Here is a 26,017-nt window from a genome sequence, read left to right on the forward strand (position 1 = left end):
TATTACGATTATATACGCAAAACATATTGTGTTCAACCATATAAGCATCACATGTCGCTACAACGTTTGACAAATGACATGAGGAGGGATTATACTCAATTAATAGTAAATATTACGATTTAATAACATAATATTAGGGAGTGAACCTTATGTCAAATTTGCAAGCCGATCCCCGCGTTCCCGTTACGGTGCTCACCGGATTTCTGGGTGCCGGCAAAACGACGCTGCTGAACCATGTACTTACTGCCGATCATGGCGAAAAAGTCGCGGTCATCGTTAACGAATTTGGAGAAGTCGGCATCGATAATCAACTGGTCGTTGGTGCGGATGAAGAAATCTTCGAAATGAATAACGGTTGTATCTGCTGCACCGTACGCGGCGACCTCATTCGCATTCTCGGCCAGCTCATGGAAGCGAAGCTCGGCAAAGGCGGCGGCCGCAAAGCGGATTTTGACCGCGTGCTTATCGAAACGACAGGACTCGCCGATCCGGCTCCGGTGGCCCAAACCTTTTTTGTCGATCCTGAGATCTCCCAATTTTTCAAGCTCGACGCCATCGTCACAGTCGTAGATGCAAAGCATGTCGGACAGCATCTCGACGAAGGCCACGAGGCACAGGAACAAGTCGCCTTCGCGGACGTTCTACTTCTGAACAAAACGGACCTCGTTTCCGAAGAAGAGCTCCAAAAGCTGGAACAGCGCCTACATACGATGAATTCGGCTGCCAAGCTTTACCGTACCCAACAGGCACAAATAGACATCAAACAAATTCTCGGAATCGGCGCCTTCGATCTGGAGAAAAAACTAGAGATCGAACCCGGATTTCTTGAAGAGGAAGCGCATGATCATGACCATGATGATGAGGTCACCTCGATCTTCTTCCGCGAGACGCGTCCGCTTAACTTGGACAAGGTGGAGCGATTCATTAACGAGTGGCTTGTCGATCACGGTGTTGATACATTCCGCTACAAAGGCGTTCTGAATATCAAGGGAGTCAAGAAGCGTGTTGTGTTCCAGGGGATTCATATGCTGTTTGGCTCTTATCCCGACCGCGACTGGCAGCCGAATGAAGTACCAATCAGCGAATTTGTGATTATCGGCCGCAATCTGGATGAGGAATGGTTCCGCAAACAGTTTGCCGGTTGTGTGGCCGGCTAATCGGTCTTCAAAGCAAAGAAGAGACCTCGCAGTCGAGTAATTATTCATTACTGGCTGCGAGGTTCTGGCTCTTCAACTTCCAGGCTCCTTTATCTTCTATGTTTCTCCGAATTCCGGTCCCTTTCTACTTCTAGGCTTCTTTAGCTTCTAATGCTCCCTCGACTTTTAATGCTCTGCTTGCATAGAGCTTTTGCGGTCTCCAATACAAGAGCGCCGCTTTGAACTGGTGTGTGTACAGATACCCTCCATCGTGTTCAATCACATATTGATGGAGGATGGCTTCCGCAGCTTTGCGGTCATAATCTGCATCTGGCCTTAATCAGCTGCTCTTCGCTGTCGTAGCGATAGGTCCGCTGTATATCAATAATCTTGCAGTTAGCATCGATACCTAACTCATACAGCATGTTAGTTAAATAGATGTAATCCCGCCGCTGAAATTTGATTTTGCAGCCGAGCTGACGATGGATTTCATACAAATGCGGTTTTTCCGGCCCGCTAGTCAGTCCAATGATCGCCAGCCGTTTAGCTGCATGGTTCATATTCAGAAGCGCCCGGTCAATCTGCTGCATCCTGTAGTAACAGTTGATCCCAAAGACAACGTCAAAGGATTCGGCAGGCGGCATATACTCTTCCCACTTGGCGTGAATGAACCGGGTATGCGGAAGACCTTGCCGCCTCGTCTCCTCCTGCAAATAATCGAGCACACTGCGGGAACTGTCCACACAAGTCAGCGCAGATGCTTTCTCCGCGGCAGCAAACGTGTAATTGCCCCAGCCCGGACCGACTTCCAGCACGCTGTCACCAGGCTCAATGAGACGGAGAAGCTCAGTCCGAATAGCTGCCGCATAGTCATCCAGTGCATTCGCTTTTTTCGGAATAAACGTTTCCCAGAACGCTTCTTCCTTGCTATCATCCGTCATTCGTTCCGGCAGTTCTCCATTCCAGTCCTTCATTCCTTCCTGCCAAAGCTGTTTGAAATTCATGTCAAATCGTACACCGTGATACATAAAATTCCTCCTTCTGCTATACCTGAAGCGGCTCTACGGCGGTCATTTTCATCCCGTGAGCCGCCTGTTCAATCTCCATCCGCACCCCATAAACAGCCTCCATATTGGGAGCGGTAAACACTTCTTCCGGTGTGCCGTTGGCAAATACAGTGCCGTCCTTGAGCATATAGACGACATCCGAATAGCGGGCTGCCAACTCCAGATCGTGCAGAATCAGTACAACAAGAATTCCGGAACGCTTCGCCAGACCGCGGACGATTTCCAGCACTTCAAGCTGATGACGGATGTCTAGCGCCGAAGTCGGCTCGTCGAGCAGCAGCATATCCGGCTGTTGAGCCAACGCGCGGGCGATCAACACTTTCTGCCGTTCGCCTCCGCTCAGCTCATCCATATAACGCTCGGCATAGCGCTCCAATCGAAGCTCGGCAAGCAAAGTTTCGACAATATGCAAATCCTGCCGCTTAACTCCCCAACGAATGTAGGGCTTGCGTCCAAGCATCACCGTTTCCAGGACCGTAAGCGGGAACCCGGATGAAGCTTGCTGTGGCACGTAGGCCTGAATTTTTGCTAAATCCGTTGACCTGATCGAACGAACATCCACACCGTCAATCTTCACTACTCCCTTCTGTGGCGGAAGGATAGAGGCCATACTTTTGAGCAGCGTTGTCTTCCCCGCCCCGTTTGGCCCAACGATGCTGGTCACCTCTCCCTTGCCGAGGCTCATATGAATATTGTGCAGGATGACATTGGAACGGTAGCCCAACGATAAGCCCTCAATGTTTACGAACAAGGCTCTCCCCCCTTACGTCCAGTACTCCCGACGTTTTTTGATTAGCAAGTAAACGAAAAAGGGTGCGCCGAAAAAGGCAGTCACGATCCCGACCGGAATCTCAATCGGAGACAGCAGCAGCCGGGCAACGGTATCCGACAGCAGCAGAAGCAACGCACCGGTTAGGCATGAGCATGGCAGCAGATAGCGGTAATCCGTGCCGATCATCATCCGGCTGATATGGGGGGCCACCAGTCCGATGAACCCGATAATTCCGGTAAAAGCTATCGTGGTCGACGCCATCAGCGTCACCACAAGCAGACAGATCCAGCGCATTCTCTTCACTTTAACGCCAAGCGTCTTCGCTACTTCCTCACCGGATACGAGAGCGTTCAAATCCCACGCATACTTCATCAGTACGAACAGCGATACGGTAAATAACGGCAAAAGAATGTGCAGCACCCCCCATTCAGCTCCCCAAAAGCCTCCCATGAGCCAGACGATCAAGTCTTTGAGTGCCTCGTTATTGGAAAAATACTTGAGCGCCGATACACCAGCCGCGAACAATTGGCCGATCGCCACGCCTGCAAGCAGCAGCACCGTAGTGGAGCTGCTTCTCAAGCGCGAGATACCGTAGACGACCCCTACTGCTAAACAACCGAATACAAAAGCATTGAAAGCGATCAGCCATTGACCGCTACGGACAAGATTGATGCCAAAAGCGCTGGCACCCGCCACAATGGCGAGCGCTGCGCCGAACGAAGCCCCGCTGGAAACGCCCAGCGTGAACGGGTCCGCCAGCGGGTTGCGCAGCAGCGCCTGCATAATCGCACCTGCAGCAGCGAGCGCTATGCCGGTCACCACCGCCATCACAATTCGCGGAAGGCGGACTTCACGCACGATATACGCGTTCATTTCATCTACAGCGCCTCCCGTCAGCATTGCCCACAGTTCCTGTAGCGGCACATCTGCCGAGCCTTTCATGACCGCTGCTGCCGCTACAAGCACCAGCAAAACAAGAAGCAGAACAAGCAGGAGAAGCTTGCGCAATGAGCTGCTGCGATACAGGAATGCCATAGGGCGAGCTGGCGATACGGGCTCTAACGATTCCAGTGACTGCGTCTCGTTATGGCGGATTGATTTCTCCATCAATGATTCTCCTTGAACGAATAATACCAAATCCCTTGATAAGGAACGCCAAGCCATTGTTCAAAATACTCTTTGGCGTAAGTGCCCGGGTCAACATCCTCAAAGCGGTCGGGATACAGCCATTTGGCAAGCTGCAGCACCCCGATATATCGTTTATCCGACCCGATAAAATTCGTATGGAAGAAATAGACTTCCCGATTTTTTCCGGCATTTAGCTGGTCAATAGAAGAGATCGATACAATATTGGAAAATGCCTCTTCGAGCGGCTCCGCATCCACTGCCTCATATCCGCCAAGCCAGGTGCCATGCAGCGTAATGACGTCCGGATTTCGCGTAAGCACATATTCTTCATCGACCATGATCGTCGTAGAGGCTTCAGCCGGATTCCACTGCAAATCGGCCGCATCTTTACCCCCAGCCAAAATCGTGGCATAGCCTTCACCTACTCCAGGCTCGCCGCCTAACGATTCGCTCGGAAAAACGCGATAGCCCCCATTGGAATTCAGAAAACCTGCGGACAGCGCCATGACACTCTTTTTATCGCCTTCATCTATCGACTGGATCCGTTCTGCCGGGATGCTTTCGATTTGGTGCTTCCATTCCAGAAACTGAGCAGCCCTATCTTCTTGAGCGAACAGTTTGCCGAGCAGTTTCCATTCTTCATCGACCTGATCTGGCAAGTAATTGTTCATTCGGATGACCTTAATACCGGCAGGCTCCAGTTTTTCTTCCAACCGCTCATCAGGCCGGTTCGTATAAGCGAATACGACCTGTGGCCTCAGGCTGAGGATCGTTTCGAGATTAACCTGTCCGGTTTCCCCGACTTCCGGCAAGCTGTCGAGACCGAGATACGGGTTGTTTTTGACCGTATTGTCGCCAGTAGCGATAATACGATCGCCCGCTCCGAGAAGGGTGATCGCTTCTGCCGTATTTCGATTGATGACGACCGCCTTTTCAACCGGAATACCCAGTGTAATTTGCTTGCCGCTTGTGTCCGTGAATGTCCAAGTAGTTGGCTCAGTCTCTGCTGGCGGATTGGATTGCCCGTATTGCTCTCCCGCTGCAGATTGCTCAGCTTGCCCCCCTGCTTCAGATTGCCCGGACTGTTCCCCCACCACATCTGGCTCGGGAGCGTTCTTGTCGGCTGAGCAGCCTGTAACCGAAAGTGCGATAATGATTGCGCAGACCAAGCCTGTGAAGCCGCCTGTCTTGACTAATTTTCGGGTGAACAACTTGCCTCTCCTCCGTTATATGTAATTTTTACGATTAATGAAGAATGAAATACCCGGACCAAAGTCCGGGCAAGATTACCTCGTTTCCCGATGCAAGGTTATCCGTCTCAAACGCGGGCTATACTTGCGAAGCTCCAACCGATCCGGATGAGTTCTCTTGTTCTTCGTGGTCGTATAGTTACGGTCTCCCGTCTCCGTACATGCTAATGTAACAATAACTCTCATAGCAAACACCTCCGCTTTTTATTGAAGTGAAATTCGTCAAAACATCCAGTTCATGGATGCCGCAGTTTGCAACTCTTCCGTCGCTGCTAGATTGGGAAACTCGCCTGGAAACTGGACCCAGTCCTGAGTTATTGCGGAATCAGTTGACTATTCGTCAGAAAATGGGCTTGTATTATTCGTAATAATTACGTTTTAATTAGTTTAACAACAATCCCTCATGCTGTCAATTCAAAGTTTCATTCCAGTATTCCCTGACTTCGTCCAGGATTTGATTCGCTGGGGTTATGGTCGCTTCTATGATCGATTTTCCCGTCTTTTGTAAATAGTATTGTACTAAATAATATCCGCAGGCATAGCCCGCGCAATACGGCATACCGACCGGCGTGGAGCTCTGGAGTTTGGTCAATTCGTCGCCGTATAGATACGGTGCTATTTGATCAAAACCCGTTATATGCAGCCGTTCCTTCAACACGGGCTTGATCCGGCTATTCAGTGTTTCCGCATCCGTCTTTGAAACCCAAGGGCCGAGAAGCTCCTTCCCGTACAGTTGAGTCGCAAAATTTTCCGCCAGCCCTTCGCTGACAATCAGCTCGCCCAAGGTGACGGTATGGTCCCATTGGATGTACTGGTAACGAACATTGTGATTGACTTCATGTGCCAGAGCCGCCTTCAAACGGGGCAGCGTATATGCATTGGGAACCAGCGTGCATATAATGTAACCGGGAATCCCCGTATAGGGAGGAGCGTCCGATTGATATTGACATCCAAGCTTATTTCCTCTATATATATTTATAATTCTGTAAATTTTTTCTCTTCGCATTCAATAAGAAAGGAGTGTTCAATCCATGAAGAAAAGATCTTTAGCGTTTATTTCTTGTGGATATGGATACTCTACTGCTGTTTTTTTCTAGAATTCATGATTACGGGTGAAGTGTGTCCAAAAATGAATTGTCAAAAACGGCAGAACATTCTTATATTGCGGAGGTATGTTTTATAATGGAAAATTCCAAAATTACAAGAAAAAACCCTGAAGGTATGCATGGTCCGGTAGGCAGCTACACTCATGTTACCAAAATTCCAAGAAATTCCGAGCTGTATGTTACTTCTGGTCAAATCGGAGCGGATCGAAACGGTAACATTCCCGAGAACATGAACGAACAAATCAAGAATACTTTTGACAATATCCAAACCGTTTTACACTCAGAGAAATTATCGTCAGAGCACTACAGCCTCTTTTCCCATTATTTAAACTCAACCATTCCGCTTTTGGAAATCAGCAAGAAATTCCGCTAATGTTTTGCAATGCTCGTAAGGTACAGCATTATAAACGGAAGCACGTAAATGCCCTGCATCTCGATGTCCTTTTAATCCCATGAATCCTTCTTGTTCCAGTTCAACAAGCAGTTTATTTTCGATTTCCGGGCTGGATATACCGAAAGTAATATTCATCATGGATCTGCTGTCCTTATGAGCCAATCCTCTATAAAAACCGCCACTAGTATCAATCACATGATAAAGCAAATCCGCCTTCTGCCGATTGCGCGCGGCCATCTCCGGTAATCCACCCTGATTCACAATCCACTTCAACACGAGGTTCACCATATATACTGAAAAAACTGGCGGCGTGTTAAACAACGAATTATGTTTGGCATGTACGTTATAACTTAACATATCAGGGATAGCTTCGGGAATACGCTCCAATAAAGGACGGTGGACAATGACAATGGTGACGCCTGCTGGCCCTATATTTTTCTGTGCGCCTGCGTATATAAGTGCAAATTTCGATGCTTCGATGGGTCGAGACATGATGTCGCTGGACATATCCGCAAAAAGCGGAACATCCCCGGTATCAGGGAAGCTCTTGTATTGTATGCCGCCAATCGTTTCGTTTGAAGTGAGGTGGACATAAGCCAATTCCCTCGGAATATCCAGGTTGTTTAGATCAGGCAACCGTTTGAAATATTCTTTTTCCCCGCTTGCCAGAACGAGGGTCTTCCCTATTTTCTGCGCTTCTTTCCACGCCTTTCCCGACCATGTTCCGCTGTTTACATACCCTGCTGTCTTTCCTTTGGTCAAAAAATTGATCGGCACCATACAAAATTGCGCGCTTGCTCCCCCCGGTAACAATAAAACGTCGTAATCAGAAGAGAGCTCGAGCAGTTCTTTAATCAATTGCTGCGCTTCATTATGAATGGCTTCGTACGGTTTACTTCGATGGGACATTTCCAGTATCGATGCACCGATCCCTTGAAAACTGTGTAATTCTTCCTGTGCTTCTTGCAATACTTCCGATGGCAAGGCTCCCGGACCAGCATTGAAATTATACGCGTAAGTCATCGATTGCACCCCCGTAATTAACCGAATTTTCGTGCTATCAGACAATTAAAGTTCTTCATATTGAGGAAAACGGGACGTCATCAGCGTAAATCAACCAAAACAATATGATTATCTGTACCTCCCGATGCAACAGTCAGCCCTTCATCCATTAGCGATACTGCCAATATTAGGGATTTTTTAACAGTTTTATCCACATATATTTCGTTGCCTAATTGTTAATTCTTGTCCTACGGAGGAAGGGATCGGTTAATTCTCCCGATTGCAAAAATTTCTGATTAGATATGCAAAATTCGTTATATCTAATCCTATCGTGTTGCTAAAGCGACGATTGTCATGATAGTATATCAATCAATGGATTGATATAAACCATCCATATATACGTGATTTCAACAATCCATAATTTCAGTAGAAATACTGGAGGTGAATCGAATGCTAAAAGTGAACCGGGATGATAAACGTCCCATTTGGCAGCAGCTGCTGGACCAAGCGATCCATAATATTACAACCGGGAAATGGCCGCCTGGCGAATTACTGCTCCCCTCCCGCGAGCTCGCTCAATTGATTGGCGTTTCCCGTTCCACCATACAGACTGTTTACGAGGAATTATTCAGCCGCGGGTATACCGTAACCTCTCGCCGCGGCGGGACGAGAGTTAGCGAGTGGACCTATGCGGCCCGCCCTTCAGAGGATGCTGTGATCGAAGAACTCGTCCCTCCCGAATTGCCTTTATTAAACGCTGCAGTCGGCCATCTACACAGTTGGTTCGGAGATAAAGACAATCAAAAAGCAGAGATCGATTTCAGTCCTCATGAGCCGTATTTGGATGAACATTTTCAAAGAAACTGGAGGCAATCCTTTTTACAGGCCTCCGCAGAAACAGACCTGGACAGTTGGGCTTACGGCGACGCCTATGGATTCCTGCCGCTCCGAGAACAGATTCAACGTTATTTGTCACTTGAACGAGGCGTTCATGTGAATACCGATCAAATCCTATTAACCTCGGGCGCACAACATAGCATCGATTTGATCGCCCAAGCCCTTTTACATGAAGGAGAAACGGTTTCGGTTGAAGATCCCGGCTTCCCTGCTGCCTGGATGGCGATGAAGTATCGGCGTATGCAAGTTGTCCCCGTTCCGGTCGACGAGTACGGGCTTTGCGTAGACCGCCTTCCGACTGGGTCCAAACTTGTGTTTGTTACGCCATCGCACCAATGTGCTGTCGGAGTCATTATGTCGGAGCCTCGCAGACAACAATTGTTGCACATGGCCGCCGAGCATCGGTTTTGGATTGTGGAGGATGATTACGACAGCGAATTTCGATATCGCGGCGATCCGCTTCCAACCTTGTTCAGCCAGCAACCTCAGAACACGTTGTATATGATGAGTTTTTCCAAAATGATTGCTCCCGGCATTCGGATATCGGCAATCATCGGCCCCAAAGAGGCCATTCGACAGTTAGCTAAGGTCCATGAATTAATCTATCGTCATCTTCCGATTATGGAGCAATTAACGCTTGCTCATTTTATCGAGCATGGTCATTTCATGCGCCATATGAGACGAGTACGAAATGTATATCGGCGCAGACACGAGGCCATGACGAAGGCCATCATCACGTCAGGTCTGAGTGAACGCTTCACATTAAGCGGCGTAGAAACAGGCTTGCATATGCTTCTTGAGGCTGAACCATCGTTTGATGAAGAAGCCGTGACTTCCCTAGCGCTCGAAAAAGGAATCCGGGTTTATCCGCTTAGCAAGTATTGCTTGGAAAGCGATCGAAAAGGATGGGTACTCGGTTTTGCTAAAGTAGATGAAACAGCCATTGAAGAAGGCATTTTTCGTCTGGCGGGGATGCTTTTATGATACAGGCATCCCCGCGGAAGCATTCATGTTTCCATCATACGCCCGATTTCACCCTTACTTATAGTCCATTCGTGCTGCCGTCCGGTTCCTTCAGAACATGACCTAATATATGGACCGCTTGATCTATTTCGTCGCTGGTTACGTATAAACTTGGCATCAATCGGATCACGTGGGTTCCTCCCGGCAAGACAAGCAGTCCGTTCTGATGTAATTTCTGAATGATTGGCGCAACAGGTTCCGCACACTCAATACCAATGAGCAGTCCTAACCCCCGTACTGCACGAATGGCAGGATAAACTTTTAAATCATTTTCCAGCTTGTCCAAGGCATACGCCCCCGCTTTTTTTGCCCGTTCGAACAACCCGTCCTCCATCAATGTTTCAATAGTCGCCAGCCCGGCTGCCGTGGGAAGAGGTGAACCGCCAAACGTGGATGCATGGCTTCCGGCTGAAAAGGCACCCTCTAGTTTTGCCTTTCCCATCATAGCCCCAATCGGCAGACCGCTAGCCAATCCCTTCGCCAGCGTGATAATATCCGGCTCGATTCCATAATGCTCGTAGGCAAACATGCTCCCCGTTCTTCCTATTCCGGTTTGCACTTCATCGACGATCAGGAGAATTCCCTTTTCCTCGCACAACTTGGCCAGTTCAAGCACGAATTCTCGTTCCGCAAGATGAACGCCGCTCTCTCCCTGCACCAGTTCCAGCATGACAGCAGCCGTTTTCTGCGTAATCCTGCTTCTTACACTCTGGATATCATTAAAGCGGGCATGCACAAACCCTTCCGGAAGTGGAAGATAGCCATCCTTGACTTTCCCTTGTCCTGTAGCAGTCAAGGTCGCAAGTGTACGGCCATGGAACGATTGTTCAAACGTAATAATTTCGTATCTCTCATTCCCAAGCACACGTTGGTGATACCTGCGAGCACATTTGATAGCCGCTTCGTTTGCTTCAGCGCCGCTATTACAGAAAAAAACGAGATCCGCACAGCTGATTGCCGCAAGTTTCTCGGCAAGCTCTTCCTGCGTCGGGATATGAAACAAATTGGATACATGCCATAATTGCTCCAGTTGTTCCTGAATTCGCGCCTTTACCCGATCCGGGACGTGACCCAAATTACAAACGGCGAGGCCCGTCATAAAATCCAAATAGGATTTCCCTTCATCATCCCACAGTGTCGTTTGATTTCCCTTCACCAGTGTGAGCGGGAATTTATTATAGGTAGGAAATAAATAACTCTTCATCAGCATAACCACCACTTTCTTATAAATTATTTCCCGACTCCTATTGTTTTTGTTCGGCTTGTTGCACTCCACTCGGTCTGTATTGCTTTTTGTGAAATTTCCCATGAATAAACAGATGTGCTGCCAAACCCGCGACAAGTCCCCAAAATGCGCCGCCGACACCAAGCAAGGTCACATTCGCGGCTGTTGCTAAAAATGTAATCAATGCGGTCTCGCGTCCCTTCGGATCCGTTAAAGCGCCCGCAAGGCTGCCGCCAATGGTGCCAAGCAATGCCAATCCCGCTAACGTTGCGATAAAGGTTGCAGGAAGGATCAGAAATAAAGCGGCCAATGTCACGCCAAAAATGCCGACAACAATATAGAAAATGCCACAGGCAATGCCTGCAATATAACGTTTTGTCGAATCCTCATGCGCATCCTTCCCTGTGCAAATCGCTGCTGTAATAGCTGCTACATTAAAAGCGTGCGAGCCGAATGGCGCTGCAAGAAGCGAGCCCAAACCCGTTACGGTCAAAATCGGATTCGCGCTCGTCTTAAACCCATCATTCCGCAATACGAGCATTCCGGGCATGTATTGTCCCGTCAATGTAATAATAAACAACGGCAATGCAACGCCCAGTATGGCATGTAACGAAAACTCCGGAACGACAAATACGGGTGAGGCAATCGCCAATCGGATCGTGCTGAAATCCGCTTTCCCCGTACTGATCAAATGCACCAGTCCGATGGCCAGTATGCCTACAATCGCATAGCGGGATGTAAACCGTCTCAGCACGACATAAGCGGCAAACAGTATAACGACAAGCAATGGGTCAACTTGCGCCCCTCCGAAGGCCGAAATGCCAAACTGCAGTAAAATGCCTGCTAGCAGCCCGGAAGCGATACCCGAAGGAATAAGCCGGACGAAACGTTCAAACATGCCCGATAACCCTAGAACAATAAATCCTAGAGCCGAGATGATGTAAGCGCCAATGGCTTCCGGATAAGGGGTTACCGCTAATGCCGAAACGAGAAATGCCACACCTGGTGTTGACCAAGCCGTAATAATTGGTTCCCGGTATCGATAACTTAGCCATATCCCGGTTATACCTACACCAATGGAGATCGACCATATCCATGAGGCGGTCATTTCGGGACTTAGGCCTGCGACTTTTGCTGCCTGAAACACGAGAATAAAGGTGCCCCCATAGTTGACAATGACAGATATTAAAGCGGCTATGGTCGGCGATATCCAATCACGGCCGCGCAGCGAAGGTGATGTTGTGTTCATATCTTTTCTCCTGCCTCTCCCCTAATCGACCTGACTCGCGTCTTCATTCCAGTAATAACTGTCCGGCAAGTAACGTTGGCCGAATACACTTGTTCCTACGCGAATGATGGTAGCTCCTTCTTCGATGGCTACCTTAAAATCACCAGACATGCCCATGGAGAGGATATCCATTTCTACCCGTGGAAGCTTCTTCTCCCTAATCTCTGTTTGAATCCGTTTTAGTAATCGGAAGCAGTGCCGGGTCTCGTCGTTTGTGGCATTCAATTTTCCAATGGTCATTAAGCCTTTCACGTTTAACGTTTCAAACTGGGACAATTGTTCAGCCAATTCCAATGCCGATTCCGGCGGAGCGCCAAATTTGCTTTCTTCGTAGGACGTATTGATTTGTATCAGAATATCCATAGTCTTGTTTTCTTTAACGAGCTGATTGTGCAAAACCTGCCCCAATTTCAAACGGTCCACAGAATGAATGAGCGTAACATATTTGATAACGTCCTTTACTTTATTCGTTTGCAGATGTCCGATAAAATGCCATTCCACCTGATTATACTGCTGCATAAGTGGAAATTTCCCCCGCAGTTCCTGCGCTTTGTTTTCTCCAAAGAGAGCTGCACCCGCTTGCATGGCCATTTGCAGCTTTTCAAGCGGTACGGTTTTGGTCGCCAACAACAATTGCACGTCCTCGATCTTGCGCCCGGAAGCTCGGCATGCCAATTTCATCTGCTGTTTCACGGTTTTGAGATTCTCTTCAACTGGATTCCCCATGTCTCTTACCCTCTTTCTACTCCACGTTTGTAAATGATCCTGTTAATTTAGGCTCCCTGCATCCCTTTATCCGCCACATTGTTAAATTAATCAAAGGCGATCTCCCGTACGCGCTTAATTTCCGGTATTGCGTATAACGATTCCATCACGTTCTTGGGTGCTTTTTTATCGATTTTTAATATCATGACCGCCGAACCGCCAGCTTCGTTGCGGCCCACTTGCATCGTGGCAATATTAATGCCGCTATCCCCGAGCAATGTTCCAACACGCCCAATGATGCCCGGCCTATCCTTCTGTGAAATTAACAAAACAAATCCATCAGGTGAAATTTCAACCGGATAGGGACCGATTCGGACAAGACGTTCCCCGACGCTGGGCAGCGCAGACCCTGTCACCCATCTCTCCTCGATTGCCGTCTTTAATCGAATCGTAATCTCGCTGGACGAGCTTTGGGTTAACAGAGATTTGCGCTCCACAAGATGAATGTCACGAAACTTCGCCAAGTGAATGGCATTGACGACATTGACTTGTTCCGCACCGAGATGGTGAGAAAGTATACCCTTAATCACATAAGGGGTTAGTGGCGATATATCCAGATCAGCAAGTTCGCCTGAACATTCGACTGTGACTTGACATACGGCGCCATCGGTCATCTGGGCAATCGCTTTTCCCAATTGTTCGCACAATGTGAAGTAGGGTTGTAATTTGTTCAGCAAGTCGGTCGGAACGGCCGGCATATTGACTGCATTTTTAAACGGTTCATGCCGCAGGATATGGATGACTTGCTCGGAGACATCAACGGCTACATTCTCTTGTGCTTCCAAAGTAGACGCGCCCAAGTGCGGGGTAACAATTATTTTGGGATGCCTTAAGAACGGGTGATCCGGCGCCGGAGGCTCGTGTTCAAATACATCAAAAGCGGCGCCTGCCACAATCCCTTCGTCGAGCGCCTCAACAAGAGCCGCCTCGTCAATAATCCCCCCGCGGGCGCAGTTGACGATCCGCATTCCCCGTTTCATGACGTCAAATTGCGGTCCCGCAATCATATGATGCGTTTCATTCGTTAGCGGCGTATGAACGGTCATGAAATCAGCTGTCCGTATGACTTCATCTACTGTCGTCAGCTTGATGCCCAGTTTGTTTGCCTTTTCTTCAGGTAGAAAGGGATCGTAGCCGATAACGGTCATCCCAAAAGCCGCTGCGCGTTTGGCCACTTCGATCCCAATTCGGCCAAGCCCGAGCACACCGAGTATCTTGTGTCGCAATTCAACGCCAAGGAATGATTTGCGGTCCCAATGCCCGGCAACGGTTTGGGCATAGGCCTGCGGAATATGCCGGGCCAATGCCATCATCATCGCAAAGGTATGCTCGCACGTTGTGACCGTATTGCCATCGGGTGCATTGACCACGACAATTCCTTGGCTCGTTGCAGCATCCAAATCAATGTTATCCACACCAACCCCTGCCCGGCCAATGACTTTCAATTGAACACCGGCTTCCACGATACGCCGAGTGACTTTCGTTTGAGAACGGACGAGCAGCGCATCATAGGGACGGATAATGGAAATAAGCTCTTCCTCGCCGAGTCCTGTTATTTTGTCGACTTCCACATCCGCAGCACGCGTCAGTTGCTGCAATCCAAAATCACTGATCGGATCCGATACCAAAACTTTAAACATCGACATTCCTCCTTCTCTATGTACAAACAGACTGTACGTCAGTTAAATTGCGGGCTTGTACTTAGGAATTGTTCAGCCTGTGTCACATTGCATGGATGAAGAACACTATGCTAGTATATCAATAGATGGATTGGTTATATATATCCAAAAACGGTGTTTTCGAGCAATCCAAAAGAATCCATGAATGAGGCTAACTGTATTTTGTGTAGGTAAATTGGAGCGAATGGGGCAGATGGACTAGAATAGATGGAACTACTCAGACTGTTGAAAAAATCGGTCGCGGAAATTTTCGTCATTTGTACGATATTTCATACAAAAGCAAGACATTCACGGCTGTGCACGGCTGTTTGGACGATATTTCATACAAATGCAGGACATTCGCGGCAACGCATGTCTATCTGTACGATTTTTCGTACAAAAACGCACTCGTTCGCGCCAACCTTCGCGCATCTGTATCTTTATTTTGATTACTCAAGAGATGGATACGAGAGCGTAGATGCTTTTTCAACAATCTGATGAAATCCAGTTAGATCCCATGCCCACTCCAAACCCAGGCGTTGCGAAAATGTAAAAAGAGAAAAGAGTCCGCGAAGGGACTCCCATCATGCTTCTTAAATTATTTGGAATTTGCTGAGCCGTACCGCTAGTAACGGCAAATATTTAGGCTGTCCCATACTTAGTTGATCTTAAGTTCTCCGTGTTTTTGATTAATCAATTCTAATGTGAGGCGAAGCAGCCTTTCGGATTGATTTTTGTTTAATATAACTTGAGCCATATCTAATTTCTTGTTTTGTTTATAAGCAGTTAGCGGACCTTTAGGCGGCGACTTTATGAAATGAAGAACGGGTTCTACTGCTTTGTGGACAGGCAGACCAGTTATTTTATAAATGAGCTTGACCAATATTTTCAACAGCTTGTACTTCGTTGACTATCCGGATATTTTCAGAGACGAGGCTTAAATCTGCTTGGAGAAATAAGAATCTGTCTTCCCCATCTAAGCGGGCAGCCTCTAGTCGCAATTCTTCGCCTTTCTCAGAACTGCGACCGATAATAATGACATGCTCCCCATTACGTAAAAGTTGTAAGGCTAATTCTCTTCCAATCCCATCGGTTCCTCCGGCTATTACAATCGTACGCATTGTGATTTTCCCCTCAACGATTTTCATCGGTGCACTTGCTACAGCTCCTCGACGATTCAATGTACTAAAGAGAGACTTAGGTAACATTAGCACCAAATCGTTAACGGATGTTCTGCGCTTCTTGGAGCGGTTTGTTTATTGGCAACGTCTCGCAAACATAAGATACCGCTCAATTTGGCGAATCCCCAATTTTGAACATTCAGATCCCCCTTTTTCATACAGCATCATCTCATTTCCGCAATTATTCAATTAATTTAGTTCAATTATATTTCAATAAAGTGTATGCTATTTTATACAAGTGTAATAGACAGATAGTGTCGAGGGCTTCATTATATAGAAAGCTATCGGAAGGGAACTAAACCTGGATAGCTGGTCTTTTGAAACAGAAAACAAGATCATCAAGCGTGTCAAAATAGAGAATTTTGAAAACTCGTTTTTTTGAGTAGTATTGAAAACTGATAGGTTTCATTTCTTAGTTTAGAAGGGAGATTGTCTTTTGAGCATAACAAATGAGAAAGATATGAAGTCAGATATAGCTGATAAAACTTATTTGTCTAAAAGATGGGGCTATGTCGCAGCTTTTGCGCTGCTGCCGTATGCGATTTTAAAATCGCTTTGGGCATCGGGATTTACGATAGGACTTACTACAGAACAAGCTGTACAAGATGTGGCGGGGTTTGGTGATACTTTAAAGGAAGGACCTGCTTTTCTATACACGTTATATACCGTCGGAATAGACTTCACAGCTATTTTGGCGATACTGGCCTCTTTATTTGCTTTAGCTTTCGTGACTTCCTGGGGGGAGAAACTGCCCAAATGGTTATTAATCGTATCAGGATGGTCAGTTGGGATCGTGACAGTTCTAATTAGTTTCATGACAGCTCTTCAATTTTTCGGAGTGCTTCCAAAAGGCTACGCTGAGGGGTTAGCCGTTTGGGTGTATGTGGTAACTTACGGAGGATTGTTCTTATGGGGAGTAACTGTATTTATAGCGACCCTGTCGTTCCAGCAACGGATTAAAAATAAACAGCCTTCCCAAACTTTGTAATCAACGCATTCATCGGAGGCGAGGGCGATCACTCTGGAAATATTCATGATGCCCGAGGTATTCCACTCTTCTCCTCCGATACGCTGCGTAAAAAACTCCCCTTCAACACTGCTATTTCCTCTTGTTTCGATTACCAGACGTCTTACATTCCATATATTCACTCGAGAAATGCGGCAAGATTGGCCAGCGTGGAACTCATCCCGGCTTCATGATCTTCTTGACGGATGCCTTCGGGCACATTCTCGCACACAATCGTCACTTCGGTGCCGCCCGGAACCTCGTCCAGATGCCAGGTCATGATCATGGCTCCGGCGAACGCAGGATCCTCTGAATCGAACACGATCCGTTGCACGATCCGCTTATCCGGGACGAGCTCGAGGAATTCTCCCTGCGCCACATCCGCATTTTCCGAAGATTTGCCCGTCGGATGGTCCGAGCCGATATAGGTAAGCGTCATGCGATATATCCCGCCTACCCGAGCTTCGAACGCATCGATTCGGCCTTCCATTCCTTTCGGAGGAAGCCAGGCAACGAGCGCCTTCGGGTCCATATATGCCCGATAGATTGCTTGCGGAGGCACCTGAATGTTTCTCGAAGCAGTGTCCGTTCTTTTCGATTTGTCATTCATCTTCATCGTTCCTTTTCATTATAATGAATCGAAGAGACTCTTTATTTAGCTCTATATTATACAAGATCAACAGATTACATTTCTTATCGATTGCTATTCCGTCACTGATCCGCTCCTCCGACTTAACTTTCGTCCATCGTCCACTCCTGTTGTGGTTAATAGGGATTTGCCTGCATTAAACTTGCATTTAATGGAAAATGAATGAAACTTTTAGACTCTCCCATATATTCTAAGTGGATTTCATACAGTTAGATTTCTATATTCGGAAGAAATATGGAAACTAACTGGAAAACCTACAGCTAGTTTGCGCCAAAACAGCCGTTTCGCCCAAAGTTGCCCATTTTAACTGTAGTTTATCCAGTTAGTTTGATCGTTTTCGCCCATTCGCTTGAATCTACCTGTACAAAATACAGTTAGACGCGCCATTCCACTTGCAACGGCACCAGCAGACGGTGGAATAGACGGATTTCCAAGGTAGTTTTCGAAACTAACCTCTAGCTCACAAACTAGCTGCATGAAATCCAGTTAGATCCCCGTTCCCACTCCAAACCCAGGATACAGATCCGTCGCCTTATTTAGCTAACGGGCAGATTAGTTTAATTGTAATTTGCTGAACGTCACCACCATTAACGACAAATAATTAGGTGGTTCCGTTCTTAGTTGATCTTGAGTTCTCCGTGTTTTTGTTTAATCAATTCTAATGTAAGGAGAAGCAGCTTTTCGGATTGATTTTTGTTTAATATAACTTGCACTGATCCCTTTTAAGGCTTCACTTGGAGTAACACCATGCTGTTTGCGAACAGCTTTGGCGAATGATTCGGGAGTTTCATAGCCATTTTGACACCGTTTTATGAGCTTGAATCCATACCGGATTTATGATAAATTAGACTAGTAATTCAAACTGAAAGGATGAACTCAGGCCAATGTACAACTAATCCTGTCCACACGAATGCTTCGTGAATAGGTATATTTTCCGGACAGGATAAGTATGGGCTTTTGTATACATTTGCGAGATTTCTCCCCCCTTTAATGAGGGGCGGTCTCTATTTCGCGTATGAAGCCTCCTGTCCGGGAATGATGCGGACAAGAGGCTTTTTTGACGTTCATCAGCAACAGAAAGGGTGAGCCCCAAGACGATGTACAACTAATCCTATCCAGACGAAAAAATTCGTAACTAATTTACGCTTTTTTCCGGATAGGATACGTATGGGCTTTTTCAGATACTCCTTTAGATTCCCCTTGCATGAGGGGTGTATCTTATTGGCGTATGGAGCCTCCTCCTATCCGGGAAATGAAGCGGATTATAAGGAGGAGTTTTCATGACCAAAGGTACATTCCATCAGTTATCTAGTGAAAAGATTGCAACAAAATATGGGCAATTGCAGCAATTGCTGCATGCCGAGAACGAGCCGAAATTCAGGTTTACCCAAATCGCGCAAGCGATATTCAAACAAAAAATACATCAATTCGAAAACATGACCGTATTGCCAAAAAGGTTGCGCGAGAAAATCGTCGAACAATTCGGCAGCAGCATTCTTGGAATTAAACCTGTTGCGCAAACATCGTCGCCACAGGCGGACAAGGTGCTCTTTGAACTGTCCGGGGGAGATAAAGTAGAAACTGTGGCAATGAAATACCGTGCAGGCTGGGAATCGTTTTGCATCTCTTCCCAATCTGGTTGCGGTTTCGGCTGCCGTTTTTGCGCTACCGGTACGATCGGATTGAAGCGAAACCTGACGGCCGACGAGATCACCGATCAAATTTTATATTTCACATTAAAGAATCGTTCCCTGGACAGCATCTCCTTCATGGGGATGGGAGAAGCGCTGGCTAATCCGAATACTTTTACCGCCATCCGAACATTGACCGAACCGGAATTATTCGGATTAAGTCAAAGGAGACTTACGGTTTCCACCATCGGCATCATTCCGGGAATTCAGAAGCTGACGCGGCAATTTCCGCAAATTCATCTCACCTTCTCGCTCCACTCTCCTTTTGACGATCAAAGAAGCGAATTGATGCCGATCAACAAAAAATATCCCCTGGCAGACGTGCTGGAAGTATTAGATGAGCATGTGAAAATGACGGGGAGAAAAGTATACATTGCTTACGTCCTGCTTCCCGGGGTGAATGATTCGCCGGATCATGCCAAGAAGCTGATTTCGATTTTAAGGAAAAGAATGGACCTGAAGCAGCTTTATCACCTAAATCTTATTCGTTACAATCCGGCCTTGGGTGTAGCGGACGATTACAAGCGTCCTGAAGAGCATGATATCCGTTCTTTTTACCAGCAAATCAAGCAAGCGGGATTCAAGGCAACCATACGTCAATCTTTCGGTGTGGAGATTGACGCCGCCTGCGGACAATTGTACGGCCAGTATGAAGCGAACAAGCGTTTTTCCGACAACTAGCGACCATGCTCGTACTTAAAGAAGAAAGCCACATTCAATAGCCTGCAGCGGACTTTCGCCGCCAAGTATAGCCCATGCCGGGCGCACTCCAACAAGCCTTTCGGCCCACCGCTGCGGTGGATCGGAAGGCTTGTTGCTGTCTGACGCCAAGAAGCTGGGCGGAGGCTACCCTTTGGAGGCTCCTGCAGTCAAGCCCTCGACCAGGAAGCGCTGCAGGAACAGAAACAGCAGCGTCACCGGGAGAGCGACCAACACCGCCCCTGCGGCAAACAATGTAAATTCAGTCGAATTCCGCTGGCTTACCATCTGATACAGGCCGACGGCGAGCGTGCGCTGCTCCTCTGTGCGCAGCACCAGATCGGCAAAAATAAAATCGACGAAGCTGCCATTGAAGATCATCAGGCTGGCATAGGTCAGCATTGGCCGCGACAGCGGAATCATGATTGAGAAAAACAATCTCATATGGCTTGCACCGTCGATGCGCGCCGCATCCTCCAGGCTGCGGGGGATCGTATCGAAGAAGCCTTTGGCGACAAATACGTTCGTAATAATTGCTCCGCTGCTGTAGACGAGCACAAGCGCCCAGTGAGAATTGAGCAGATTCATCGTATTAAGCAGCACATAGATCGCGATCATTGCCATAAAGCCCGGGAACATCTGCAGCACCAGCAGTGTGGACAGGGTCGCTTTGCGGCCGGCAAACCGGTACCGGGAGATGGCGTAGGAGGAAAGCAGCAGCAAGAAGGTGCCGAGCACCGTGGACAGCGAGGCAATCTTGAGCGTATTGATGAACCATAACGGGTAACGCGTATTTTGAAACAGATTGCGGTAATGCTCCAGAGTGAATTCCCGCGGAATCAGCGTATCGCTGAACAAGCTGTTGCCCGTCTTGAGCGAGGACATAATTATCCAGAGGGCCGGAAACAGGCTGATGCAGCTGAGAAGCACCAGCAAAGCGTAGCTGATTGATAATTTTGCCTTGGCGACCGCCCGTCTGTTCATGCGATCATGTCCTCCTCTTTATAGGATCTGGTTCTGCGGTAGCTCCAGATGGAGAACGTCGCTACGAGCAGGAAAATAACGATGCCGATCACCGATGCGAAGCTGTACTGCGACTGGTTAAGCGCCAGCTTGTAGAGCCAGGTAACGAGCAGGTCGGTATGGCCGGCATACTGGTAATTGGAGTTGACCGGATCGCCGCTCGTCAGCAGATAAATAACGTTGAAGCTGTTAATATTGCCGGCAAATTGCATAATCAGAATGGGCGCTGTTGCAAACAGCACCATCGGCAGCGTGATCATGCGGAACTTCTGGAATGACCCTGCGCCATCCACCTCCGCCGCTTCGTACATATCTTTGGGGATCGTCGTCAGCACCCCGATCGCCAGAATCATCGTGACCGGAATGCCCAGCCACATATTGGCCAGAATGACCGTCACCTTGGCCCAGAACGGATCCGTCAGCCACGGCAGCCCCTCCAGTCCCATCGACCGCAAATAACCGTTCACCGGACCGAACTGGCTGTTGAACATATTGCGCATCACAAGCAGCGAAATCATGTTCGGGATTGCAAACGGAATGACCAGCATTGTACGCCACAGCTTCTTGAACCGGATGCCCGGCTGTTGAATGAGCACCGCCACTAGGACACCGCCGACATAGGTGGTGAAGGTGGCAATTACGGCCCAGGTGAGCGTCCAGGTCAGCACACCGACGAAGGTCGTGCTCCATACCTTCAGATTGACCATCTTGGCAAAATTGTCAAAGCCTACCCAATCGATCAGATTGGCCGGCGGCAGGATCGGATCGGCATAATTCGTAAAAGCCAGCAGGATGGAAAAGATAATCGGCAAAATCGTCAGGAACAGCACAGACACTGCCGGCAGCGCCAGCACAAGATAGGCAAAGTGCTTGCGGTTAAGCTCCCGCAGCGACTCAATGAAATGATGGGGCTGCTCCCCCTGGTCGCGCGAGCGCCCGACCAGGTAAGCATCCCTGATATTAAGCAGATAGACCACTGCGAAGAGCAGAAGGGCCAGCACCGCCATCAGGCCGTCCACCATCATGAAGATCGAATGGTCGCCCTCCACCATCTTGGTCAGCTTGCCTGTCTTGACCATTCTGCTCGGCTCAACCCCCAGTGTAATCAGGCCGTATACGTAATCCTTCAGATGAAACACTATGCCGTATACCCCGGCCGCATTACCGCATAGCAGCAGCAGTCCTTTGACATACTGGCGATTATAGATCTGCCCCAGACCCATCATGAGGATGGAAAGGATAACGGCTTTTGTTCTGCTCTGCATTCCGTTAACCACCTTCCATGTTATTTCGCATCGATATCCGCCTGAATCGTCCTTACTGTCTGATCAAGCGTCTGCTTCACATCAAGGTTCGGATCATCCCATACAGAGATGAACGCTGCCTTGAGCGGGTCCCATACCGAATTGATCTCGGCTACCGACGGCATCGGGACGGACTGCTGGAACTGCTGGAAGAACCCGCTCATAATTGGATCGTTCTGCAGCTCGGGCGCCTCCCCGGCTTCGATATGGGCCGGAATCGCACCGGTCATCTCATAGTTTTTCAGCTGATTTTCCTTGCTGCTGGCAAAATGCGCAAACATCCTCGCAGCGATCGGATAACGGCTATACGAATTGACATAATACGCCTTCACCCCGGAGAAGGAGAGCGAAGGCTGGCCGTCAGGCGTTGCAGGCAGCGGTGCGACGCCAAAGTTGACCTTATCCTTGAAGGCCGCAACCGACCATGGGCCATCGATATTCAGAGCCAGCTTGCCTTCCTGGAACAGCTGGGTCTTCACATCATAGGTCACATCCCCCGCCTTCATTGGCAAAATGTCGCGCAGACTCCGCAAGAAGGTGAAGCCTTCGATCGCTCCTTCCTTGTTGAGCCCGATATCTTCAGGATTCGTATTGTTGTCGCCAAAGATATATCCGCCGAAGCTGCCGATGAACGGATACGTGTAATAGCCGACGAACTCCCACATGACCGCGTATTTATTCGTCTTCGGATCATTATAGGTTTTGGCAAACTCGATCACATCATCCCATGTCTTCGGCGCTTCAGGCATCAGGTCCTTATTATAAAACAAGCCATAGGTTTCTACCGATTTGGGGTAGCCGTACAGCACCCCTTCATAGGACGAGGCCTCCAGCGCCGCTTCAACCATGGATGCGCGCGTTTCCTCTTCGAACAGATCGTTTGGCAGCAGCAGTCCCGCCTTAACCGCCTGGCCGATCTGATCATGCGGCAGCGTCAGTACATCCGCGGCCAGCTTGGACGGGCCGTCGGTTGCCAGGCGTCCGCCCTGCTGCCCGCCGGCCAGTTCCTCGACCGTAACCGGGATGCCATATTCAGCTTCAAAAGCCTGCGCAAGCTGCTGCATATACTCCAACTGCTCCTTTGCTTCCCATACGACCAGCTTCGCTCCCTCCTCAGGAGCAATCTCCTCTTCCCCTACTGCTTCTACATTAGGGCCTTCCCCGTTCCCGGGACCTGTATCCCCAGGCGTATTCCCCGGCGGATTGCCCCCTCCATTGCCGCCGCAGGCTGTCATCACCAGCAGCAGAGCCAGACAGATCAGCATGAATGTCCATCTTTCTTTTGGTGCTTTAATCATCGTACAACCCCCATTCTTTTACATTTGGTGTTACATGTGGTGTTTATGCGCACGTGACTCCTGAACGGGCAGGATGCGCCGCTTCTTTCGCAAACGTTATCCTGAACAGTAGCTGGTACGAATGCGAAAAAGGGTACAACCCGCAGCAATAAGCCGAGGTTGTACCCTTTCGGATACATTGCCTTTAAATTATCATAGGCGATGGATAACTGTTTACTTGCCCCCCATCATACAGCAATCAAAAAAACGTTTGCAAACCGCTCTATCTATGAATTTCGCTTATTTTTTCTGTATTATCTTCCATTATCTCGATTTTCCTCTATTTTACATATCTGCACTAGCGATGATAAACCTGACATGGACTATATGAAAATGGAGGGTTGCCAACATGGAAACCGTGTGATAAGATGAAGAAAATTTAAAGGCAATGAAACTTACGGGTTCAACCTCGGTCCATTCAGAGGTTGGACCCTTTTTGCGTTATCATGCCTTAAGGAGGCCATTATTGATGATTATGCTGGAAGCGGTATACCATCGCATCGGGCTGAACTGGTCCTATGCCTATAACGAATCGACGATACACATCCGTCTGCGCACGAAGCGCGGCAATGTGGCGCAGGTGCAGCTGGTATGCGGCGATAAATACAGCTGGGATAAATACAATGAGTCTGTCGCCATGGAACGGTTTGCTGCGGACGGCCTGTTCGATTACTGGCAAGCCGCCATTTCGCCGCGGTTTCGGCGGGTCGTCTATTATTTTGCCCTCCACGAGGAAGCAGGCGAGACCGTCTATTTTCTGGAGAAGGGCTTCTTCGATAAACCACCGACGATTCGATATGAGGGGCTGTTCGATTTCCCCTACCTGAACCCCGAGGATGTTCACTCCCCGCCGGAATGGGTCAAGGAAGCGGTCTTTTACCAGATCTTCCCCGAGCGCTTCGCCAAGGGCGACCCGTCCATCGACCCGGAGGGGGTGCTGGAATGGGGCGGCGTACCGAGTCCGACCAATTTTTTTGGCGGCGATCTGCAAGGGGTGCTCGACCATATGGACCATCTCGTCGAATTGGGAATCAATGCGATCTATTTCACTCCTTTGTTCGCCGCGACGACCAATCACAAATACGACACGCGTGATTATATGCTCGTGGATCCGCATTTCGGCACGAACGAGAAGCTGAAGGAGCTGGTCGACGCCTGTCACGCCCGGGGCATTCGGGTACTGCTGGACGGTGTATTCAACCACTGCGGGCATACGTTTCCGCCCTTCATCGATGTACAGCAGAACGGTCCCTCATCCCGCTATGCCGACTGGTTTCATATCAAGGAGTGGCCGCTCAAGGTGGAGAACGGCATCCCGAACTATGCCACCTTCGGCTTCGAGCCGATCATGCCGAAGCTGAATACGGGCAATGAGGAGGTCAAGGCCTATCTGCTGGAGGTAGGCCGGTACTGGATTGGCGAACTGGGGCTGGACGGCTGGCGGCTGGACGTGGCCAACGAGGTGGACCACCAGTTCTGGCGCGAGTTCCGCCGCGAGATCAAGAAGGTGAACCCGGACGCCTACCTGCTCGGAGAAATTATGCATGATGCGATGCCGTGGCTGCAGGGCGACCAGTTCGATGCCGTGATGAATTACCCGTTCACCAACATCGTGCTTGATTTCTTCGCCAGAAGACGCACCGACGCCAGCCAGTTTGCCCAGAGCATCAACTCTCTGCTGGCTGGCTTCCCGCAACAGGTCACCGAGGCCGCGTTCAACCTGCTGGGCAGCCACGATACTGTCAGGCTGCTGACGCTGTGCGACGGCAATAAGCGGCTGATGAAGCTGGCCGTGCTCTTCCAGTTAACCTTTCAGGGAGTGCCCTGCATCTACTACGGGGATGAGATCGGGCTTGACGGCGAGCATGACCCCTACAACCGCAAATGCATGGAGTGGGACCCCACGAAGCAGGATCGTGAGCTGCTGGGCTTCTTCCGCCGCCTGATCACCCTGCGCAAAGCGCACCCTGCCTTGCGCGGCAGCGGCCTGCGCTTCCTGGTAGCCTCCGGGCACCCGCAGCTGCTCGCCTACGAACGGCATGACGAGCGGGACCGCTTTCTGCTGCTGCTGAACAATGACGAGACCGCATGCTCGGTCACCGTGCAGAGCGGAGGGCTGAACGGGCTGTGGCAGGATGCCGGCAGCGACGCCGATGTCCGGACAGACGAGGGAACGATGCAGGTCGCGCTCCCTGGCTTTGGCTACGCCATCCTGCATGCTTCTGGAGATATCGCCACCGAAGCAATCCGTCTATCCGCGCAATATCGCCCGGAGTGAGAACGCGTCCTTGTTCTGCAACTGCAGTGACAAGGGTACCGAGCGACAATTTGAGGACGCTGCTTTCCTGATCATTTCCCGAATCAGGAACAACCCCGCAATCTTCAAGCAAAGACTGCGGGGTTATTTGGCTTGCGC

At 49.1% G+C, this 26,017-nt stretch carries 22 protein-coding genes and 1 pseudogene; 6 read left to right on the plus strand and 17 right to left on the minus strand.

Annotation, left to right across the window (positions count from 1 at the left end; genetic code table 11):
• The first annotated feature begins 149 nt into the window (after positions 1–149).
• Positions 150–1,157 carry a CobW family GTP-binding protein gene (locus tag ACTHRH_RS10720; RefSeq protein WP_379285760.1) on the plus strand — a complete coding sequence of 336 codons (1,008 nt, stop codon included), beginning with the start codon at positions 150–152 and terminating at the stop codon, positions 1,155–1,157.
• 296 nt (positions 1,158–1,453) lie between these two features.
• Here the strand turns inward: ACTHRH_RS10720 and ACTHRH_RS10725 are convergent, their stop codons facing one another.
• The 6 genes from ACTHRH_RS10725 to ACTHRH_RS10750 all read right to left on the minus strand — a co-directional run bounded on the left by ACTHRH_RS10725 (position 1,454) and on the right by ACTHRH_RS10750 (position 6,359).
• Entirely contained in the window at positions 1,454–2,164 is a 711-nt protein-coding gene (locus tag ACTHRH_RS10725; protein ID WP_440415477.1) for a class I SAM-dependent methyltransferase, read from the minus strand.
• A 16-nt stretch (positions 2,165–2,180) separates the two neighbouring features.
• Positions 2,181–2,954 carry an ABC transporter ATP-binding protein gene (locus ACTHRH_RS10730; protein ID WP_440415479.1) on the minus strand — a complete coding sequence of 258 codons (774 nt, stop codon included), beginning with the start codon at positions 2,952–2,954 and terminating at the stop codon, positions 2,181–2,183.
• A 12-nt stretch (positions 2,955–2,966) separates the two neighbouring features.
• On the minus strand, positions 2,967–4,082 hold the full coding sequence (locus tag ACTHRH_RS10735; protein ID WP_440415481.1) for a FecCD family ABC transporter permease: 1,116 nt from the start codon (positions 4,080–4,082) through the stop codon (positions 2,967–2,969).
• The gene (locus tag ACTHRH_RS10740) at positions 4,082–5,314 is read right to left on the minus strand and encodes an ABC transporter substrate-binding protein (protein ID WP_440415483.1); all 1,233 of its coding nucleotides are present in this window, start codon (positions 5,312–5,314) and stop codon (positions 4,082–4,084) included. The genes ACTHRH_RS10735 and ACTHRH_RS10740 overlap by 1 nt, the downstream gene beginning before the upstream one ends.
• 75 nt (positions 5,315–5,389) lie before the next feature.
• The gene (gene rpmG, locus ACTHRH_RS10745; RefSeq protein ID WP_379285750.1) at positions 5,390–5,539 is read right to left on the minus strand and encodes a 50S ribosomal protein L33; all 150 of its coding nucleotides are present in this window, start codon (positions 5,537–5,539) and stop codon (positions 5,390–5,392) included.
• 223 nt (positions 5,540–5,762) lie between these two features.
• Positions 5,763–6,359, minus strand: a complete 597-nt coding sequence (locus tag ACTHRH_RS10750; RefSeq protein ID WP_379285748.1) for a DUF2268 domain-containing protein — start codon at positions 6,357–6,359, stop codon at positions 5,763–5,765.
• A gap of 176 nt (positions 6,360–6,535) precedes the next feature.
• Here ACTHRH_RS10750 and ACTHRH_RS10755 point away from each other — a divergent pair.
• Positions 6,536–6,763, plus strand: a pseudogene (locus tag ACTHRH_RS10755) (RidA family protein); the annotation flags it as partial.
• A 27-nt stretch (positions 6,764–6,790) separates the two neighbouring features.
• Here the strand turns inward: ACTHRH_RS10755 and serC are convergent.
• Together serC and ACTHRH_RS10765 are read right to left on the minus strand one after the other, a co-directional pair.
• The gene (gene serC, locus ACTHRH_RS10760; protein ID WP_440415486.1) at positions 6,791–7,876 is read right to left on the minus strand and encodes a 3-phosphoserine/phosphohydroxythreonine transaminase; all 1,086 of its coding nucleotides are present in this window, start codon (positions 7,874–7,876) and stop codon (positions 6,791–6,793) included.
• A gap of 80 nt (positions 7,877–7,956) precedes the next feature.
• Positions 7,957–8,070 carry a hypothetical protein gene (locus ACTHRH_RS10765; RefSeq protein WP_440415488.1) on the minus strand — a complete coding sequence of 38 codons (114 nt, stop codon included), beginning with the start codon at positions 8,068–8,070 and terminating at the stop codon, positions 7,957–7,959.
• A gap of 235 nt (positions 8,071–8,305) precedes the next feature.
• On the opposite strand from ACTHRH_RS10765, the gene pdxR reads away from it, so the two are divergent.
• Positions 8,306–9,736 (plus strand): MocR-like pyridoxine biosynthesis transcription factor PdxR, encoded by a 1,431-nt coding sequence (gene pdxR / locus ACTHRH_RS10770; RefSeq protein WP_440415490.1) that lies wholly within the window; start codon positions 8,306–8,308, stop codon positions 9,734–9,736.
• A 58-nt stretch (positions 9,737–9,794) separates the two neighbouring features.
• Here pdxR and ACTHRH_RS10775 read toward each other — a convergent pair whose 3' ends face one another.
• From ACTHRH_RS10775 to ACTHRH_RS10795, 5 genes are all read right to left on the minus strand, one after another.
• A complete protein-coding gene (locus ACTHRH_RS10775) occupies positions 9,795–10,979 on the minus strand; it encodes an acetylornithine transaminase (RefSeq protein WP_440415492.1) in 1,185 nt (394 codons plus the stop codon).
• 40 nt (positions 10,980–11,019) lie between these two features.
• Positions 11,020–12,249 carry a benzoate/H(+) symporter BenE family transporter gene (locus ACTHRH_RS10780; protein ID WP_440415494.1) on the minus strand — a complete coding sequence of 410 codons (1,230 nt, stop codon included), beginning with the start codon at positions 12,247–12,249 and terminating at the stop codon, positions 11,020–11,022.
• 21 nt (positions 12,250–12,270) lie between these two features.
• Entirely contained in the window at positions 12,271–13,014 is a 744-nt protein-coding gene (locus ACTHRH_RS10785) for a YggS family pyridoxal phosphate-dependent enzyme (RefSeq protein ID WP_440415496.1), read from the minus strand.
• A gap of 86 nt (positions 13,015–13,100) precedes the next feature.
• Complete coding sequence (gene serA, locus ACTHRH_RS10790; RefSeq protein WP_379285738.1) at positions 13,101–14,693, minus strand: phosphoglycerate dehydrogenase; 1,593 nt, start codon at positions 14,691–14,693, stop codon at positions 13,101–13,103.
• An 881-nt stretch (positions 14,694–15,574) separates the two neighbouring features.
• Positions 15,575–15,832: an SDR family NAD(P)-dependent oxidoreductase gene (locus ACTHRH_RS10795; protein WP_379285736.1), complete on the minus strand. Its 258-nt coding sequence runs from the start codon at positions 15,830–15,832 to the stop codon at positions 15,575–15,577.
• A gap of 496 nt (positions 15,833–16,328) precedes the next feature.
• On the opposite strand from ACTHRH_RS10795, the gene ACTHRH_RS10800 reads away from it, so the two are divergent.
• On the plus strand, positions 16,329–16,880 hold the full coding sequence (locus ACTHRH_RS10800) for a hypothetical protein (protein WP_440415499.1): 552 nt from the start codon (positions 16,329–16,331) through the stop codon (positions 16,878–16,880).
• A 157-nt stretch (positions 16,881–17,037) separates the two neighbouring features.
• On the opposite strand, the gene ACTHRH_RS10805 is transcribed toward ACTHRH_RS10800, so the two are convergent.
• Entirely contained in the window at positions 17,038–17,508 is a 471-nt protein-coding gene (locus ACTHRH_RS10805; RefSeq protein WP_379285732.1) for an SRPBCC family protein, read from the minus strand.
• A 1,319-nt stretch (positions 17,509–18,827) separates the two neighbouring features.
• On the opposite strand from ACTHRH_RS10805, the gene ACTHRH_RS10810 reads away from it, so the two are divergent.
• A complete protein-coding gene (locus tag ACTHRH_RS10810; protein WP_440415501.1) occupies positions 18,828–19,919 on the plus strand; it encodes a Cfr family 23S rRNA (adenine(2503)-C(8))-methyltransferase in 1,092 nt (363 codons plus the stop codon).
• A 165-nt stretch (positions 19,920–20,084) separates the two neighbouring features.
• Here ACTHRH_RS10810 and ACTHRH_RS10815 read toward each other — a convergent pair whose 3' ends face one another.
• From ACTHRH_RS10815 to ACTHRH_RS10825, 3 genes are read right to left on the minus strand one after another with little or no spacing between them, the layout of a single operon-like run.
• The gene (locus ACTHRH_RS10815) at positions 20,085–20,921 is read right to left on the minus strand and encodes a sugar ABC transporter permease (protein ID WP_144938575.1); all 837 of its coding nucleotides are present in this window, start codon (positions 20,919–20,921) and stop codon (positions 20,085–20,087) included.
• Positions 20,918–22,225: a sugar ABC transporter permease gene (locus ACTHRH_RS10820; RefSeq protein WP_144938578.1), complete on the minus strand. Its 1,308-nt coding sequence runs from the start codon at positions 22,223–22,225 to the stop codon at positions 20,918–20,920. The genes ACTHRH_RS10815 and ACTHRH_RS10820 overlap by 4 nt, the downstream gene beginning before the upstream one ends.
• A gap of 20 nt (positions 22,226–22,245) precedes the next feature.
• Entirely contained in the window at positions 22,246–23,562 is a 1,317-nt protein-coding gene (locus tag ACTHRH_RS10825) for a sugar ABC transporter substrate-binding protein (RefSeq protein WP_144938581.1), read from the minus strand.
• A gap of 508 nt (positions 23,563–24,070) precedes the next feature.
• On the opposite strand from ACTHRH_RS10825, the gene ACTHRH_RS10830 reads away from it, so the two are divergent.
• A complete protein-coding gene (locus ACTHRH_RS10830; RefSeq protein ID WP_440415504.1) occupies positions 24,071–25,879 on the plus strand; it encodes an alpha-glycosidase in 1,809 nt (602 codons plus the stop codon).
• Positions 25,880–26,017 lie beyond the last annotated feature (138 nt).

It is taken from the genome of Paenibacillus sp. SAFN-117 (assembly GCF_051966115.1).
In the GTDB taxonomy this organism is placed as follows: domain Bacteria; phylum Bacillota; class Bacilli; order Paenibacillales; family NBRC-103111; genus Paenibacillus_L; species Paenibacillus_L residui.

Excerpts from the sequence above, each read along its gene's own strand:
- ACTHRH_RS10825 (WP_144938581.1), bottom strand. The coding sequence starts at position 23,562 with ATGATTAAAGCACCAAAAGAAAGATGGACATTCATGCTGATCTGTCTG.
- pdxR (WP_440415490.1), top strand. The coding sequence starts at position 8,306 with ATGCTAAAAGTGAACCGGGATGATAAACGTCCCATTTGGCAGCAGCTG.
- ACTHRH_RS10795 (WP_379285736.1), bottom strand. The coding sequence starts at position 15,832 with ATGCGTACGATTGTAATAGCCGGAGGAACCGATGGGATTGGAAGAGAA.
- ACTHRH_RS10830 (WP_440415504.1), top strand. The coding sequence starts at position 24,071 with ATGATTATGCTGGAAGCGGTATACCATCGCATCGGGCTGAACTGGTCC.
- ACTHRH_RS10805 (WP_379285732.1), bottom strand. The coding sequence starts at position 17,508 with ATGAATGACAAATCGAAAAGAACGGACACTGCTTCGAGAAACATTCAG.
- ACTHRH_RS10780 (WP_440415494.1), bottom strand. The coding sequence starts at position 12,249 with ATGAACACAACATCACCTTCGCTGCGCGGCCGTGATTGGATATCGCCG.
- ACTHRH_RS10785 (WP_440415496.1), bottom strand. The coding sequence starts at position 13,014 with ATGGGGAATCCAGTTGAAGAGAATCTCAAAACCGTGAAACAGCAGATG.
- ACTHRH_RS10720 (WP_379285760.1), top strand. The coding sequence starts at position 150 with ATGTCAAATTTGCAAGCCGATCCCCGCGTTCCCGTTACGGTGCTCACC.
- ACTHRH_RS10725 (WP_440415477.1), bottom strand. The coding sequence starts at position 2,164 with ATGTATCACGGTGTACGATTTGACATGAATTTCAAACAGCTTTGGCAG.
- ACTHRH_RS10820 (WP_144938578.1), bottom strand. The coding sequence starts at position 22,225 with ATGCAGAGCAGAACAAAAGCCGTTATCCTTTCCATCCTCATGATGGGT.
- serA (WP_379285738.1), bottom strand. The coding sequence starts at position 14,693 with ATGTTTAAAGTTTTGGTATCGGATCCGATCAGTGATTTTGGATTGCAG.
- ACTHRH_RS10815 (WP_144938575.1), bottom strand. The coding sequence starts at position 20,921 with ATGAACAGACGGGCGGTCGCCAAGGCAAAATTATCAATCAGCTACGCT.
- serC (WP_440415486.1), bottom strand. The coding sequence starts at position 7,876 with ATGACTTACGCGTATAATTTCAATGCTGGTCCGGGAGCCTTGCCATCG.
- ACTHRH_RS10750 (WP_379285748.1), bottom strand. The coding sequence starts at position 6,359 with ATGCGAAGAGAAAAAATTTACAGAATTATAAATATATATAGAGGAAAT.
- ACTHRH_RS10775 (WP_440415492.1), bottom strand. The coding sequence starts at position 10,979 with ATGAAGAGTTATTTATTTCCTACCTATAATAAATTCCCGCTCACACTG.
- ACTHRH_RS10810 (WP_440415501.1), top strand. The coding sequence starts at position 18,828 with ATGACCAAAGGTACATTCCATCAGTTATCTAGTGAAAAGATTGCAACA.
- ACTHRH_RS10735 (WP_440415481.1), bottom strand. The coding sequence starts at position 4,082 with ATGGAGAAATCAATCCGCCATAACGAGACGCAGTCACTGGAATCGTTA.
- rpmG (WP_379285750.1), bottom strand. The coding sequence starts at position 5,539 with ATGAGAGTTATTGTTACATTAGCATGTACGGAGACGGGAGACCGTAAC.